The organism is Streptomyces sp. KM273126 (assembly GCF_004337435.2).
Classification (GTDB): Bacteria; Actinomycetota; Actinomycetes; order Streptomycetales; family Streptomycetaceae; genus Streptomyces; species Streptomyces acidicola.
In genome coordinates this window covers 5,531,245-5,546,956 of sequence record NZ_SJXB02000001.1, presented here as the reverse complement: position 1 = coordinate 5,546,956, position 15,712 = coordinate 5,531,245, and the positions used below count along the sequence as shown (strand labels likewise).

The window sequence follows — 15,712 nt, the reverse complement described above, 5'->3', positions numbered from 1 at the left end:
GAGTGCGGCGAGGAAGGGAGTTGACGGGGAATGAGTGAGCAGGTTCTCACCCGCAGTGAGGACTTCAGGGACGCTGTCGAGGTCCGTGGGGCCAATCCCCTGCGCGATCCCCGCGACCGCAGGCTCCCCCGTGTCGCGGGCCCCTCGGGCCTGGTCATCTTCGGGGTGACCGGTGACCTGTCCCGCAAGAAGCTGATGCCGGCCGTGTACGACCTGGCCAACCGTGGTCTGCTGCCGCCGGGCTTCTCGCTCGTCGGGTTCGCGCGCCGCGACTGGGAGGACCAGGACTTCGCGCAGGTGGTGCACGACGCGGTGCGCGAGCACGCTCGTACGCCGTTCCGTGAGGAGGTCTGGGCGCAGCTCGCCGAGGGCATGCGGTTCGTGCCGGGCGACTTCGACGACGACGCCGCGTTCGAGCAACTGCGCGGCGCCGTCGAGGAGTTGAACGCCTCCCGCGGCACCAGTGGCAACTTCGCGTTCTACCTCTCCGTGCCGCCGAAGTTCTTCCCGAAGGTCGTCCAGCAGCTGAAGAAGCACGGCTTGGCGGACGCGCCGAAGGGCTCCTGGCGGCGCGCGGTCATCGAGAAGCCGTTCGGTCACGACCTGGCCAGTGCCCGCGAGCTGAACGCGATCGTGCACGAGGTGTTCGACCCGGAGCAGGTGTTCCGTATCGACCACTACCTGGGCAAGGAGACCGTCCAGAACATACTGGCGCTGCGCTTCGCCAACCAGATGTACGAGCCGATCTGGAACCGGTCGTTCGTCGACCACGTCCAGATCACGATGGCGGAGGACATCGGCATCGGTGGCCGCGCCGGTTACTACGACGGCATCGGCTCGGCCCGGGACGTCATCCAGAACCACCTGCTCCAGCTGATGGCGCTGACCGCCATGGAGGAGCCCATCGCGTTCGACGCGGAGTCGCTGCTCACCGAGAAGCTCAAGGTCCTCAAGTCAGTGCGGCTGCCGGAGGACCTCGGAGCGCACACCGTGCGCGGCCAGTACGCGCCCGGCTGGCAGGGCGGCGAGCAGGTGCCCGGGTATCTCCAGGAGGAGGGCATCGCCCCGACGTCGCGGACCGACACGTACGCGGCGATCAAGCTGGAGGTCGACAACCGCCGCTGGGCGGGCGTCCCCTTCTATCTGCGGACGGGCAAGCGCCTGGGCCGGAGGGTCACCGAGATCGCGGTGGTCTTCCAGCGGGCGCCCCACTCCCCCTTCGACTCCACCGCCACCGAGGAGCTCGGCGAGAACGCGGTCGTCTTCCGGGTCCAGCCCGACGAGGGCATGACCGTTCGCTTCGGGTCGAAGGTGCCGGGTACCTCGATGGAGATCCGGGACGTGTCGATGGACTTCGCGTACGGCGAGTCGTTCACGGAGTCCAGCCCGGAGGCGTACGAACGCCTGATCCTGGATGTGCTGCTGGGCGACGCCAACCTGTTCCCCCGCCACCAGGAGGTGGAGGAGTCCTGGAGGATCCTCGACCCGATCGAGGAGCACTGGGAGCGGCACGGCGGGCCCGCGCAGTACCGCTCGGGCACCTGGGGGCCCGAGGAAGCCGACGAGATGCTCGCACGAGATGGACGGAGCTGGCGCAGGCCATGAAGATCGACCTCACCGACACCACGGCAAGCAAGATCAACAAGGCGCTCGTGCAGGGACGCCGGGCCATCGGCACTCCCGCCGTGGGCATGGTCCTGACGATGGTCATCGTGACCGACGAGGAGAACGCCTACGACTCGCTCAAGGCCGCCGAGGAGGCCTCGCACGAGCATCCCTCGCGCACCCTGGTCGTCATCAAGCGGCTGGCCCGCACCCCTCGCGAGCGCACCAGGTCCCACCTGGACGCCGAGGTCCGCGTGGGCGCGGACGCGGGCACCGGGGAGACGGTCGTGCTGCGGCTGTACGGCGACGTGGCCGACCACGCTGACTCCGTGGTCCTGCCACTGCTGCTGCCGGACGCTCCGGTCGTCGTCTGGTGGCCGGTGAACGCGCCCGAGGTGCCCTCGAAGGACCCGCTCGGCGCCCTGGCCCAGCGCCGGATCACCGATCTGTACGCCGTCGAGAACCCCATCGCCGTGCTGGAGCAGCGGGTCGTCTCGTACGCGCCGGGCGACACCGACCTGGCCTGGACCCGGCTCACCCCCTGGCGTTCGATGCTGGCCGCGGCCCTCGACCAGGCCCGCACGGAGATCACGTCCGCCGCCGTCGAGAGCGAGGCCGAGAACCCGAGCGCCGAGCTGCTGGCGCGCTGGCTTCAGGTGCGGCTGCGGGTGCCCGTCGAGCGGGTGGTCACCGCCGGGCCGGTGGTGACCGGGGTCCGGCTCGGCACCGAGAACGGCGAGGTCGTCATCGACCGGCCCGAGGGCCCGCTGGCCACGCTCACCCTGCCGGGCCAGCCCGCACGCACCCTCGCCCTGAAGGTGCGCCCCATGTCCGAGCTGATCGCCGAGGAGCTGCGTCGGCTCGACGCGGACGAGATGTACGCGGTCACCCTGCGGGGCGAGCACACGAAGGAGACCGCGACCCATGTGTGACGTCCCCGGTCTCGACCCGTCGACCGCCGCGCCGGCGGCCGCCCACCGCAATCTTCGGAACGTTCAAGGAGAAGTGAACTGACATGGCAGCGATGCAGCTGGGTCTCATCGGCCTCGGCAAGATGGGCGGCAATATGCGCGAGCGGATCCGCCGCGCGGGCCACACCGTCCTCGGCTACGACCGCAATCCCGACGTCTCCGATGTGAGCAGCCTGCACGAGCTCGTGGAGAGGCTGGACGGTCCGCGGGTGGTGTGGGTGATGGTGCCCGCGGGCGGTCCCACGCAGTCGGTCATCGACGAGCTGGCCGGCCTGCTGTCCCCCGGTGACACGGTCGTCGACGGCGGCAACTCGCGCTGGACGGACGACGAGAAGCACGCGGAGCAACTGGCCGCGCACGGGATCGGTTTCGTGGACGCGGGTGTGTCCGGCGGTGTCTGGGGCCTGGAGAACGGCTACGCACTGATGGTCGGCGGTGAGAAGGAGCACGTGGAGCGGCTCCAGCCGATCTTCGAGGCGCTCAAGCCGGAGGGGCCGTACGGGTATGTGCACGCCGGCAAGGTGGGCGCCGGCCACTTCTCGAAGATGGTCCACAACGGCATCGAGTACGCGATGATGCAGGCGTACGCGGAGGGATGGGAGCTGCTGGAGAAGGTGGACTCCGTGACCTCCGTGCGCGAGGTGTTCCGCTCCTGGCAGGAGGGGACGGTCATCCGCTCCTGGCTCCTCGACCTCGCGGTCAACGCGCTCGACGAGGACGAGCACCTGGAGAAGCTGCGCGGGCACGCGGAGGACTCGGGTGAGGGGCGCTGGACGGTGGAGGCCGCGATCGACAACGCGGTGCCCCTGCCGGCGATCACCGCGTCCCTGTTCGCCCGCTTCGCCTCCCGGCAGGGCGACTCTCCCCAGATGAAGCTGATCGCGGCCCTCCGTAACCAGTTCGGCGGCCACGCGGTGGAGTCGTCCCAGTAGTTGGCCATGTGGCCACATCGCCATCACATGCGGGATCACCACCCCGGGGTTAAGGTGAAGCGTGGGGTCCGTCACATGGTGTGTGCGGCCCCGGGTCATGACCGCCGGGAAGCGGAGCGCTTCCCGGCCAGGTCCACATCCATCGCCTGTGGTTGCTGGGACAGCAGAACACGGAATGGACCCCTACATACGTTCGATAACAGCCTTGACGTGCCCTATTGCCACTGTCTGCACGATTGTTCGGAGATGTGTACATGGCGCGAACTGTCGCTGTGGGAACCGGCCGCCGCCGGTAGCGTGTGCTGGCCCCCCGACCCGTTCGCATCCCTACGTACGTAAGGAAACGATCGATGGCCGAGACCGGGCAGCAGGACCAGCGGGTCCAGCGGTACGAACGGTACGAGGGCGGCAGTCCCGAGGCGGAGCGGCTCGTGTTCGAGCGGCTGGCACGGGAGTTGATGGACGTCCAGGTCAGGAACCGGCGCGCCGGGGGCGGCGGGATCGCCCGCGCCTTCCACGCCAAGGCGCCGGTGGGCGTGGAGAACGCCCGGCTGCGCTTCCACGACGATCTGCCCGCGGACCTGCGGGTGGGCTTCGCGCAGCCCGGCGCCGAGTACGCGGCCACCGTGCGGTTGTCCAACGCGAGTGGTATCCGGCAGGGCGACGGTTCGCCCGATCTACGGGGGGCCGCCGTGCGGGTGAGGGGGCCGGAGGGCGAGAGTCACGACCTGCTCGCGACCAGCCATCCCGTCTCGCACGCCCGGAACGCTCGCGAGTTCGTGGCCTTCGCGAAGGCCATGGCAGGTGCCAGGAGCCCGCTGCAGAAGGCGTTCGGGCTGTTCGTGAAGCTGCCGCTGGCCGTGGGGCTCGGGACGGCCAACCGGATGCGGAAGAACGTCCAGGCCGCCACCCGGCGGACCGTCGACTCGCTCGCCACCGAGACGTACTGGAGTCGGGGCGCCATCCTGTGGGGCGAGGCCGGGCCCGTGCGCTATCTGCTGCGTCCGGCGGTGGGCAGCCCGCCCTCGGCCACCACCGACCGCAAGGATCCACAGTTCCTGCAGGGGGAGTTCACCCGGCGGCTCGCGAAGACGGACGTCGTGTTCGACCTGTGCCTGCAGCGGTACGTGGACGAGCGGCACACACCGGTGGAGGACGCCTCCGTCGAGTGGAAGGACACCGTCGCGCCGGCGCTGCCGATCGCCCGGCTCACCCTCCCCCGCCAGGACCTGAGCAGTGCCGAGGCCCGTGCCGCCGCCCAGCGGATCGAGGAGCTCGCCTTCAACCCCTGGTACACGACCGACGAGTTCCGGCCACTGGGCAATATCAACCGGGCCCGGAAGGCCGCGTACCAGGCGAGCAGCGCACATCGGCTCGGGCTGCGCTTCGTCACGGAGGAACCGCTGCGGAACCGGCTGCTCGCCCGTCCCGTGGGCACCGCGTTCGCGCTGCTGAACCGGTATGTGCCCTGGCACCGGCTGCCGGTCCGGCTGAGCCTGCTGAACCTGGTGTTCCTGCGAAAGGTGCTGCGGCGGCTCAACCTCATCGACACCGAGGTGCGCGAGGCTCCGCCGAAGGCCCAGCCCGTGCCGGAGCCCATCCCGGAGCGGCTGCGCACGGAGCGGTCGTACGACGGGACGTACAACGATCTGTCCGACCCGAGGATGGGCGCGGTCGGTTCCGCCTTCGGGCGCAATCTGAAGCCGGACTACCAGCCGGACACGTTCGACGTGCCGAACCCGGTGACGGTCAGCCGTCAGCTCCTGTACCGGGAGAGCTTCGTGCCGGCGACCTCGCTCAATGTGATCGCCGCCGCCTGGATCCAGTTCCAGGTGCACGACTGGGTCAACCACCGCCGTTACAAGCTGGGCGACCACAGCGTGGAGGTGCCGCTGCCGCCCGGCTCCGAGCCCTGGTACAACACGCCGGGCGGGCCCGCCGAGAACGTCATGCGGATCGCCGAGAACGAGGGGCTTCAGCAGCCGGGCGACCGCCCGCCGATCCTGTTCGGCAACTACGCCTCACAGTGGTGGGACGGCTCCGAGGTGTACGGCGCGGACGAGCGGACCGCGCGGTTCCTGCGTGAGCCGGACGGCGGCGCCAGGCTCCGTCTGGAGGACGGCCACCTGCCGGGCGGGACGAACGGCATACCGCTCACCGGCTTCAACGAGAGCTGGTGGATGGGCCTCAGCGCGATGCACACGCTGTTCGCACGCGAGCACAACGCGGTGTGCGACGCGCTGCGCGCCGAGTACCCGTCGATGAGCGAGGAGCACATCTACCACACGGCGCGGCTGGTGGTCTCGGCACTGATCGCCAAGATCCACACCGTGGAGTGGACGCCGGCGATCCTCGCCACCGAGGCCATCGACATCGCGCTGAAGACCAACTGGCAGGGACCGCCGAAGAGCTGGCTCAACCAGCTGGGTCTGTGGCTGTTCGAGGCGCACTCGCTGACCGGTATCCCCAAGACGCTGCCGGACCACCACGCGGCGCCGTACTCGCTGACCGAGGACTTCACGACCGTCTACCGCATGCACCCGCTGATCCCGGACGACTTCGAACTGCGCGAGCACAGCTTCGGGCAGCGCCTGGAGACCGTGGGCTTCCTGGACATCCACGGCGGCGCGGCCGAGACGCAGATCCGCAAGACGGGGCTGGCGAACGCGCTGTACTCGTTCGGCATCGCCCACCCCGGCGCGATCACGCTGCACAACTTCCCGCGCTCGCTCCAGCGGTTCGAGCGCGACGGCGAGATCATCGACCTGTCGGTCGTCGACCTGGTACGGACCCGGCGGCGCGGTGTGCCCCGCTACAACGACTTCCGTGCGGGCCTGCACAAGCCGCGGCTGCGTTCCTTCGAGGAGCTGTCGCAGAACCCGGAGACCGTGGCACGGCTGAAGGACGTCTACCGCTCGGTGGACGAGATCGACACCGTGGTCGGCCTGTTCGCGGAGAACCCGCCGACGGGCTTCGGGTTCAGCGACACCGCGTTCCGCATCTTCATCCTGATGGCCAGCCGCCGGCTGCAGAGCGACCGGTTCCTGACGGTCGACTACCGGCCCGAGATCTACACCCCGCTGGGCATCGACTGGGTGGAGAAGGGCGGCATGAACTCGGTGATCCTGCGCCACTGCCCGGAACTGGCGGGCCTGCTGCCGCGCGGGGCGAGCGCGTTCGCGCCGTGGCGTACGGTCCGGCCGGCGAGCAACGGAGACCTGAGTGACAAGAACTGACGGGGTCTGAGAGAGAACTGACGGGCCTGAGAGACAAGAGGCAACGCAACAGTCGGTCAACGCAAGAATCAACGGGGGATTCACATGTCAGTGCTTGACGATCGACCAGAGAACATGAGCGCGGCCCAGGGCCACCCTGGGCTGGAGGACCTGTTCCGGCGCCCCTTGCTGGAGACGGTCTGGCGGCGCCGCACCCACCGGGTCAGCCGGGGCGCGTCGGTGACCGCAGGATCGATGAGCTACTCCTCCCCGCACACCGCGCAGCCCCTGTCGGAGCTGGAGGAGGCGGTGCTCATCGCGATCACCGGATGTACGGGGCTGACCATGCCGGACCGGCCGTTCGACGACCCGCGGGACGGCAAGCCCATCATGGCCAAACCCAACCTGACCATGGCGGGCCGCACCGCGGGCAGCCCGGACAACGCCCAGGGCACCCACTTCTTCATGATCAACGACTCGGGGACGTACTACCTGCGCAAGCTGCCGCCCGCGCCGCGGGAGCCGTTCGACGCCGAGGCGCTGATCGCGCGGGCCCGCGAGTCGAAGGTGAAGGTCCTCGACCACCGCCTCGATGTGGCCGAGGGACAGCGCGACTTCCCGGCGTACCTGGACTCGAACCGGTTCCTGTCCAACCTGCCCGGGACAACGCTGTTCTTCCCGGTCGTCGACCTGTCGCACCAGTACATCAACGCCTTGATGTACCTCCTCACCCAGCCGGACGGCGCCCGGCCGACCCTGGTCGACGACCGCAACTTCTACCGCCCGGCCGGGGTGAAGAAGTGGATCGAGAACGGCTTCCTCAACAAGGACCTGAAGCTGCCGCTGGGCGCGCTCGGCCCCCTGCGCACACAGATCGAGGCGGACCTACTGCTGCAGAACCTGATGCTGACCGCGGAGGGCATGGGTCTCGGCGCCTGGATCCACGCCTCGATCAATCCCCAGATCGCGCTGGGCGACCCGAAGTTCTCCCGCCGCTACGGCAGGATGCTCGGCTTCACGTTCGTCACCCCGCGCTGGCGCCTCGCCGACCTGTGGCGCTGGCACATCCCGCTGCCCAGGTACCGCGACGTCCGCTCCCACCCGGTCGGTCTGCGCTCCCCCGAGGGCGAACCGCTGATCGCGGCCGCGTGCCCGCCGGCGTACCGGTCGATGTCGGACGCCGTGGACGCGGTCATCCGCGAGAAGTTCGGGCCGGGCGGCACGTACACCGACAAGGACGTCTTCGCCCGGATCTACAAGGAGGACTACGGGCAGCGGTACCTCGCCGAGGCCGGCGAATACGAGGAGCGGGTGATCGAGTGTGCGCGGGACATCTGTGAGTACGTCCTGCGCACGCACGGCCGCTTCCCGGCCCACACGGACGCGATCCACGTGCCGGGCGTCTGGCTCCAGGCACATCACGTCGAGACCGAGTACTACGAGCGGTACTTCGCGAACGGACTGACCGACGCCCACCGCAGGCACCGGGGGGTGTGGGACCGGTCGTAGCGGCGGCTAGCCGGCCGGCGGCACGTCGCAGTCGACGAGGTAGGGGCCGGGCTCGGCGAGGGCCCGGCCCAGGATGGCGGTGAACTCCTCAGCGGTGGTGGCCTGTTCGGCGGGGACGCCCATGGCTCGGGCGAGACCGACGAAGTCCAGGTCGGGCCGGGACAGTTCGAGGAGGTCCGCGGCCCATTCACCGTCGGGGTCGACGCCGGCGGACATCAGCTCCCGGCTGAGGGCCGAGTAGGCGCGGTTGTCGAAGACGACGACGGTGACGTCGAGTTCCTCGCGGGCCATCGTCCACAGCGCCTGGGGGCTGTACATCGCGCTGCCGTCCGCCTCCAGGGCGAGCACGGGCCGGTCGGGGGCGGCCAGTGCGGCGCCCACGGCCGCGGGCAGACCCTGGCCGACGGCGCCGCCGGTCAGGGGCAGCCAGTCGTGCGGCGGTGCGCCCGCGGTGGCGTCCGGCAGCCACAGGCCCGAGGTGTTCGACTCGTCGACGACGATCGCTCCCTCGGGCAGCAGCGCGCCGATCGCCGCTGCGGCCGACTCGGCGGTGAGCTCACCGGTGGGCCGCTCGGGACGGACGGACTTCTGCGGAACGGGACTCGGCGGATCGAAGGCACCCGCCAGTTCTTCCAGCGCCGCCGTCACATCCTCCGTCCCCTCGGCCAGCGACCGCACCTCGCAGCCGTCCGGCACCGGGCGGCCGCGCGGCTCCGGATGTGCGAAGAACGCCGCTGGAGTCGTGGTGCCCGCCATCAACAGGTGCCGTACGCCCGCGAGTTGGGCGTAGGTGTCGGTGGTCCCGTGTGCGAGCCGCTCGACCGGGGGCAGTCCGGCGCCGCGCTCAAGCCGGGCGGGGAAGGGCTCGCAGAGCAGCCGGGCGCCCGTCGCAGCGGCGATACGGGCGGCGGCGTGCAGTCCGGGGCCGTGGGTGGCGGCGCCGCCGAGGAGGAGGACGGCGGGTGCCCCGGACCGCAGCACCTCGGCGGCCGCCACCACGGCCGCCGAGGACACGGCACCCGGTCGAGGCCGGGTTCCCGGCCGGGCGCCCGGCACCTCGCCCTGGACCGTCCCGGAACTCTTGTCCGCCTCCGACGACGACACGTCCGCGGGCACGACAAGGGTCGCCACCGCGCCGGGCGGTCCGTACGCCGCCGCGACCGCCTCCGCGACGTCCACCGCAAGATCGGTGGCCTGATACGTGCGCCGGGTCCAGCCGGAGACCGTGCGGGCCAGGGAGATGAGGTCGGACTCCAGGGGCGCGCCGAGGCGTTGGGGCCGCAGGGCGTGGTCGCCGACGATGTTCACGACCGGGATGCCGGCACGGCGGGCGTTGTCCAGGTTGGCCAGTCCGTTCGCCAGGCCCGGGCCCAGGTGCAGAAGCGTGCAGGCCGGTTTCCCCGCGATGCGTGCGTAGCCGTCGGCGGCGCCCGTGGCGACCCCCTCGAACAGGCACAGGACGGGCCGCATCCGGGGCACGTCGTCCAGGGCGGCCACGATGTGCGTCGCGGAGGTGCCGGGGTGGGCGAAACACATGTCGACGCCCGCGTCCACGAGGCCTTCGATGAGGATCTGCGCTCCGTTCGGCATGACGGTCTACGCCTCCGCGTCGGGTGCGTTCGGCTGAGGGTCCAGGCCCTGTCGTCAAACTCCCGCCTGCCCCCCGGGCAGACGACGGGAATGTGACGACAGGACCTGGGGCGGGCTGCGCGGGTTGCCAGTCTCATGGCGTTGCGGGCGGGGTGTCTGCCGGGAATTCGGACAGCCACGGCGAGTTGACAGCCCAGAGGGGTCACGTCAGAGTCCCGGCGTGAGCGAGATCAACGATCTGACGCCGGCCGAGGAGCGGGTGTGGCGTGCGTTTCCCCGGGGCGAGGCCGTGGACTTCCGTACGGCCGAGGACGAGGACGCCTCGCCCGGCGGCGAGTGGGGGCCCGAGCGGACCGTACGGGCGAGCGTGCTGCGGGCGCTGCTGCTGAAGGCACCGCGGCAGGAGGGGGAGGTCGCCGCGCTCAAGGTCGCCGGTGCCCGGATCACCGGCGACCTGGACCTGCGGTACGCGACGGTCGACAGCGTCGTACGCCTGAGCCAGTGCCGCTTCGACGGCGCTCCCGACCTGTCCGGCGCCCATCTGAGTTACCTCAACCTGTCCGGCTCCGTGCTTCCCGGCCTGGCTTCGGCGCGTGTCAGGGTGGACGGCAGTCTGCGGCTGACGCGCTGCCGGTTGCGCGGCCCGGTCCGCCTCGGCGGGGCACACATCTCGGGGACGCTGTTCCTGGAGGGGGCGGAGCTCACCGCACCGGACGGGCCGCAGCCCGTACTGCAGCTCAAGCAGGCGACCATCGAGGACGAGATATGTGCGCCCGGGCTGCGCACGCACGGCGAGATACGGCTCGACGGCGCCGCCGTCGCCGGGTCGGTCGACCTCAACGGGGCACGGCTGCACCACCCGGGCCACGCCGTCCTCGACGCACAGACCCTTGTCGTGGAGGGCAATGTCCTCATGCGGCGCGTGGAGGCGGCCGGCTGGATCGGCCTCGGCGGCGCCCGTGTCGCCGGCCGCCTCGACCTGTCGCACATCCGCCTGTCGAACCCCGGTGACGCGGCGCTGCGGGCGAGCGGCTCCACATTCGGGGAACTCTGGCTGCGTGGAAGCGCGTCGCTGGACGGCAGACTCAATCTGCGCCGCACCCAGATCGACGTCCTGTTCCTGGAGCCGGAGGCGGTGCCGGACGTGGTCCTCCTCAACAGCCTCGGCTACACCACGCTCATCCCCCACGAGCCCGCCGAGCGCCGCCTGCCGATGCTGGAGCGGGACCGCGAGGGGTACGTCCCGCACGCCTACGAGCAGTTGACCGCCGCCTACCGCCGCATCGGCGACGACCACGCGGCCCGCCTCGTGCAACTCGCCAAGCAGCGCCGCCACCGCTCCACGCTTGCCTGGTACGGCCGCCTGTGGGGCCACGTCCAGGACGCCACCGTCGGCTACGGTTTCCGCCCGCTGCGTGCCTGCGTCTGGCTGCTGTCGCTGCTCGCCGTCGGCTCGGCCGCGTACGGGCTGCACCACCCGCCCCCGCTCAAGCCGTCCGAGGCACCGCAGTTCGACCCGGTGTTCTACACGCTCGACCTGCTGTTGCCGGTGATCTCCTTCGGCCAGGAGGGCGCGTTCGCCCCGCAGGGCTGGTATCAGACGCTGTCCTACGTCCTGATCATCACGGGCTGGATTCTGGCCACGACGGTCCTCGCCGGTGTGACCAGGTCCGTCAGCCGCAGTTGAGTCACCGCACGGCGTGCTGCGCGGCCAGCCGGACCGGTGCGTTCCGGGCACCGTAGCCGCGGTAGCCGCCGTCGCGCTGGACGAGTTCGAAGAAGACGCGGCCGACGGTGTGGGTGTAGCAGTGCCGGAACTCGCCGTGCGCGTCCCGGTCGTAGAGGATGCCCAGCTCGCGGTACGTCTCCAGCTCCCCGTCGGCGAACTCGTACTGGGCGGCCAGGTCGTCGTGGTAGTTCGCGGGCACCGTCAGCAGTCGACCGCCGGCGGCGCGGAACGCGCGGGCCGTCGCGACCACGTCGTCGGTGGCGAGCGCGATGTGCTGGGCGCGGGCGCCGTCGTCGGTGGGAGCGGGGCCGACGCCGAGGGCGATGCGGACGCTGCCGTCGGCGTTGCTGACCGCGCGGCTGCGGTGCAGTCCGTAGGGGTCGGCCACGTCGACGCTCTCCTGGGCGTGCAGCCCGAGCACGCTGCGGTGAAAGAGGACCGCCTCGTCGAACTCGTGCCAGGGCTGGGTGAGGGCCAGGTGGTCGATACGGGTGACTCCGTGGGGGGTCGTGTCGTGGTGCGGGACGTCCACGAAGTCGGCTCGCCAGTCGGGGAGTTCGGGCTGGTGCGCGATGCCGGTGGTGTCCGCGGCGTTCGTTCCGTTCGTGCTGTTCGTGGCGTTCGTGGCGTTCGTGGCGACTGTGGCGACGAAGAAGAGTTCCGTGCCGTCGGGGGCCGCCACCGCGTCGAGGGGCGCGTCCTCGGGTGCGCGGCGGCGCGGCAGCACGGGGGCGAGGAGGGACTCGGCGCGGCGGGCCGCTCCGGCGGGGTCCGGGGACTCCAGGCCGACGGCGGCGAGAGAGGTGCCGTGGCGCCGGGCGGCCGGGCCCGTGTTGACGAGGACGCGGGCCTCGCCCTGCTGCCACAGGTCCACGGGCTTGCTGCGGTGGCGGGCCGTCCGGGCGAAGCCGAGGGCGTCGAGGAGCGTGGAGGCGGGTTCGGCGTCGGCGGTGACGAGTTCGACGAAGGCCGCGCCCGTGGGCACGACGGGTGCGGGGAGCGGGGCCAGGCCGGCCGCCTCCTGGAGGACGAGGAGGGAGCGGTGCGCGTCGACGGCGGTGGGACCCGCCTCGGCCTGCCGGAACACGTCGTTGAAGATCTCCAGGGACAGCGGGCCCTGGTATCCGGCCGCGATGACGTGCCGGAGCAGGCCGGTGACGTCGAGGCCGCCCTGACCGGGAAAGCAGCGGTAGTGGCGGCTCCACTGCAGGACGTCCATCGCCATGAGCGGGGCGTCGGCGAGCTGCAGGAAGAAGATCTTCTCGCCGGGGATGTCCGCGATGCCTTCGAGGTCCTTCGGGTCGGAGCCGCGGGCGAGGATGTGGAAGCTGTCCAGGCAGGTGCCGAGCGCCGGATGGCCGGCCGCCTCGACGATGCGCCAGGCGTGGTCGTACGTGTTCACGTGCCGCCCCCACGCCAGTGCCTCGTACGCGACGCGGATGCCGAAGTCCTGGGCGAGGTCGGCCAGTTGGCTCAGCTGGCCGGCGGCGAGCGTATCGTCGTCCCGGGCGAGCGGGGAGACGCTGGAGCAGACGAGGACGGTGTCGGCGCCGAGGCGGCCCATCAGCTCGAACTTGTGGCGGGCGCGCCGTAGGTTGCGGGCGAACTCCTCCGGCGGTACGGCCTCGATGTCGCGCATGGGCTGGTAGAGGTCGATGCTCAGGCCCAGGTCAGCGCAGCGGGCGCGGATCTCCTCGGGGGTGAGGGGGCTGGCGAGCAGGTCGTTCTCGAAGATCTCGACGCCGCCGAAACCCGCCCGGGAGGCGGCCGTGAGCTTCTCGGTGAGGGATCCGCTGAGCGAGACGGTGGCGATGGAGGTACGCATGGACGGTGCTCCTTCAAGACCTGGGTTCCGGCAGCGCGCCCGGGGGCGCGGGGCTGTGACACTGTGCGGCTCCGCCGCGAGGTGGTTCCCCTCAGTTACGGACACTCGCAACGTCCGCCAACTCCGCGATGTCCGCCAGCATCCGGACGGCGTCCGGCTCCCGGCCGGTGAAGAGACGGAACGCGTCCGCGGCCTGGAACACAGCCATCCCGCCCCCGTCCAGAACGGCGCAGCCAACCGCTCGGGCGGTGCGCAACAGCTCCGTCTCCAGCGGCCGGTAGACCACCTCGGCGATCCACAGCCCCGGCCGCAGCAGCCGCGCCGGAAACGGCAGCCCGGGGTGGGCGGCCATCCCGGTGGGTGTCGCGTGTACGACGCCGTCGGCGCCGGCCAGCAGCCGGGGCAGGGAGTCGAGGGTCGCGGCGGCCGCGCGGCCGGGGCCGAAGTGCCGGTTCAGGGAGGCGGCGAGGTCGGCGGACCGGTCGGGCATCGCGTCCACCACGGTGATGCGCCCGGCGCCGAGGGTGAGCATGGCGTGGGCGACGGCCGCGCCCGCGCCTCCGGCGCCCAGCTGCACCACGTGCTCCAGCGGGACGTCGGGCAGGCCGCGGGCGAAGGAGGCCGCGAATCCGGTGACGTCCGTGTTGTGGCCGATGGAGCGGCCGTCCTGGAAGACGACGGTGTTGACCGCGCCGAGCGCCTCGGCCCCCGGGGAGAGCGCGTCCAGGTGCTCGATGACGAGCTGCTTGCACGGGTGCGTGATGTTCAGCCCGTCGAAGCCCAGGTCGCGGGCGGCCCGCACGAGGTCGCCCACCGCCTCGGGTCCGGCACGGAGGGTGTCGATGTCGATCAGGCGGTACACGTAGCGCAGGCCCTGCCGGTCGGCCTCGCGCTCGTGCAGCGCGGGGCTGAGCGAGGGCCCGATGCCCGACCCGATGAGACCGACGAGATACGAGTCCTGGGGCACGGCTGGGCCTCCTGCGAGCGGAGCTAATGTACGAACTGGTTCGTTAGTCATACCAGTCCGCCGACCTCCTGGGAAGAGGCACGTCACCGCACGGAGCGACCGGTGGACCGGTTTTCGACCGGTGGACCGGCTGGTTCGACCGGTGGGCCGATGAGTCCCACGGAGACCTGAGGCGGGGGCCGGAGAGATCTGCCGAGACCTGAGTGGGGGCCGGAAAGACCGCAGAGACCGGAGCGGGACCGGAGGACCCGGACAGGCTTGAGCTACCCGCACCCCCTGCGCGATGACCACCTGCTTCTACAATCGCGGGCACCGGAAGCCCTTCATCGCGGACACTGGACCTCGACCGGGGGGCCGACCCCGGGTCGCCGCGGGCCACCCCGGACGCCCTGGGCCGACCGGGAACCGGCCCGCCCCGCCCGAAGGAACCCGAGGAATCCGAGGAACCCGATGACCACTGTCGACGAGCCGGCCCGTTCCGGCGGGCGGCTGCGCGACGCGGCCCGCACGAGGGCCGAGATCCTCGACGTGGCGACCACGGAGTTCGCCCGCGCCGGGTACGCCGGGGCGCGCGTCGACGAGATCGCGGCCCGCACCCGCACCACGAAGCGGATGATCTACTACTACTTCGGCGGCAAGGAACAGCTGTTCACGGCCGTTCTGGAGCGCGCGTACTCGGTGATCCGGCAGGCCGAGCAGGAGCTGAACGTCGAGCACCTGGACCCGGTCGCGGCCATCCGCCGGCTGGCCGAGCTGACCTTCGACCACCACGAGGCGCACCCCGACTTCATCCGCCTGGTGAGCATCGAGAACATCCACGAGGCCGAACACATCGCCGCCTCCGAGGAGTTGGGGCGCATCGGCTCCCCCGCGCTGGAGGTCATCCGCCGCATCCTGGAGTCGGGCCGGGAGTCGGGCCTGTTCACCGCGGACGTGGACGCCGTGGACCTGCACGCGATGATCAGCTCGTTCTGCTTCTTCCGCGTCGCCAACCGGCACACGTTCGGCGCCCTCTTCGGCCGTGACCTGACCGCCGCCGACCAGCGCGAGCACTACCGGACCATGCTGGGCGACATGGTCATCGCCTATCTGACGGCGGACCGCGCAGCGGACTGAGCCACTCCACGACAGACTGAACGGCTCCACGACGGACCGAGCCGCTCCACGACGGGCCGGGCCCTCTGTGCGACCCGGCCCGCGAAGTTCCTTCGGCGCGACCCCTTGACACCCCGGAAACCTGAGCGCAACATCACTGGCCAACCGCTACTAACTATCCAGTGGGTTAATTAGCCGGGGCAGCACCCGGCGCGGCCGACCCTTCACCCCCAGGGATCCGGCACTTCTCCCCTCCGCTCGCTCCGCCTACTGT

At 71.0% G+C, this 15,712-nt stretch carries 10 protein-coding genes; 7 read left to right on the top strand and 3 right to left on the bottom strand.

The window, feature by feature from the left end; all coding sequences use genetic code 11:
* Positions 1-30 precede the first annotated feature (30 nt).
* The 5 genes from zwf to E0500_RS23660 all read left to right on the top strand — a co-directional run bounded on the left by zwf (position 31) and on the right by E0500_RS23660 (position 8,232).
* A complete protein-coding gene (zwf, locus tag E0500_RS23680; protein WP_165934983.1) occupies positions 31-1,605 on the top strand; it encodes a glucose-6-phosphate dehydrogenase in 1,575 nt (524 codons plus the stop codon).
* Positions 1,602-2,537 carry a glucose-6-phosphate dehydrogenase assembly protein OpcA gene (gene opcA / locus E0500_RS23675; protein ID WP_131563295.1) on the top strand — a complete coding sequence of 312 codons (936 nt, stop codon included), beginning with the start codon at positions 1,602-1,604 and terminating at the stop codon, positions 2,535-2,537. Before zwf ends, opcA begins: the two co-directional genes overlap by 4 nt.
* 92 nt (positions 2,538-2,629) lie before the next feature.
* Positions 2,630-3,508, top strand: a complete 879-nt coding sequence (gene gnd / locus E0500_RS23670; protein ID WP_131563319.1) for a phosphogluconate dehydrogenase (NAD(+)-dependent, decarboxylating) — start codon at positions 2,630-2,632, stop codon at positions 3,506-3,508.
* A 350-nt stretch (positions 3,509-3,858) separates the two neighbouring features.
* The gene (locus E0500_RS23665) at positions 3,859-6,744 is read left to right on the top strand and encodes a peroxidase family protein (protein ID WP_131563296.1); all 2,886 of its coding nucleotides are present in this window, start codon (positions 3,859-3,861) and stop codon (positions 6,742-6,744) included.
* Positions 6,745-6,858: 114 nt separating this feature from the next.
* Positions 6,859-8,232 (top strand): hypothetical protein, encoded by a 1,374-nt coding sequence (locus tag E0500_RS23660; protein ID WP_131563297.1) that lies wholly within the window; start codon positions 6,859-6,861, stop codon positions 8,230-8,232.
* Positions 8,233-8,238: 6 nt separating this feature from the next.
* On the opposite strand, the gene E0500_RS23655 is transcribed toward E0500_RS23660, so the two are convergent.
* Entirely contained in the window at positions 8,239-9,822 is a 1,584-nt protein-coding gene (locus tag E0500_RS23655; RefSeq protein WP_131563298.1) for an acetolactate synthase large subunit, read from the bottom strand.
* 220 nt (positions 9,823-10,042) lie between these two features.
* Between E0500_RS23655 and E0500_RS23650 the strand changes: the two genes are divergently transcribed.
* Positions 10,043-11,509: a membrane-associated oxidoreductase gene (locus E0500_RS23650; protein WP_131563299.1), complete on the top strand. Its 1,467-nt coding sequence runs from the start codon at positions 10,043-10,045 to the stop codon at positions 11,507-11,509.
* 1 nt (position 11,510) lies between these two features.
* On the opposite strand, the gene E0500_RS23645 is transcribed toward E0500_RS23650, so the two are convergent.
* Positions 11,511-13,376, bottom strand: coding sequence for a bifunctional sugar phosphate isomerase/epimerase/4-hydroxyphenylpyruvate dioxygenase family protein (locus E0500_RS23645; RefSeq protein ID WP_131563300.1), 1,866 nt, complete (start codon positions 13,374-13,376; stop codon positions 11,511-11,513).
* A gap of 91 nt (positions 13,377-13,467) precedes the next feature.
* On the bottom strand, positions 13,468-14,343 hold the full coding sequence (locus E0500_RS23640; RefSeq protein WP_181587107.1) for a shikimate dehydrogenase: 876 nt from the start codon (positions 14,341-14,343) through the stop codon (positions 13,468-13,470).
* A 450-nt stretch (positions 14,344-14,793) separates the two neighbouring features.
* Here E0500_RS23640 and E0500_RS23635 point away from each other — a divergent pair, with 450 nt between their 5' ends.
* A complete protein-coding gene (locus tag E0500_RS23635; protein WP_131563302.1) occupies positions 14,794-15,459 on the top strand; it encodes a TetR/AcrR family transcriptional regulator in 666 nt (221 codons plus the stop codon).
* Positions 15,460-15,712 lie beyond the last annotated feature (253 nt).

What these genes read in the sequence shown, in the direction of transcription:
- opcA (WP_131563295.1), top strand. Translation starts at nt 1,602, where the DNA reads ATGAAGATCGACCTCACCGACACCACGGCAAGCAAGATCAACAAGGCG.
- E0500_RS23645 (WP_131563300.1), bottom strand. Translation starts at nt 13,376, where the DNA reads ATGCGTACCTCCATCGCCACCGTCTCGCTCAGCGGATCCCTCACCGAG.
- E0500_RS23635 (WP_131563302.1), top strand. Translation starts at nt 14,794, where the DNA reads ATGACCACTGTCGACGAGCCGGCCCGTTCCGGCGGGCGGCTGCGCGAC.
- E0500_RS23665 (WP_131563296.1), top strand. Translation starts at nt 3,859, where the DNA reads ATGGCCGAGACCGGGCAGCAGGACCAGCGGGTCCAGCGGTACGAACGG.
- gnd (WP_131563319.1), top strand. Translation starts at nt 2,630, where the DNA reads ATGCAGCTGGGTCTCATCGGCCTCGGCAAGATGGGCGGCAATATGCGC.
- zwf (WP_165934983.1), top strand. Translation starts at nt 31, where the DNA reads ATGAGTGAGCAGGTTCTCACCCGCAGTGAGGACTTCAGGGACGCTGTC.
- E0500_RS23660 (WP_131563297.1), top strand. Translation starts at nt 6,859, where the DNA reads ATGAGCGCGGCCCAGGGCCACCCTGGGCTGGAGGACCTGTTCCGGCGC.
- E0500_RS23655 (WP_131563298.1), bottom strand. Translation starts at nt 9,822, where the DNA reads ATGCCGAACGGAGCGCAGATCCTCATCGAAGGCCTCGTGGACGCGGGC.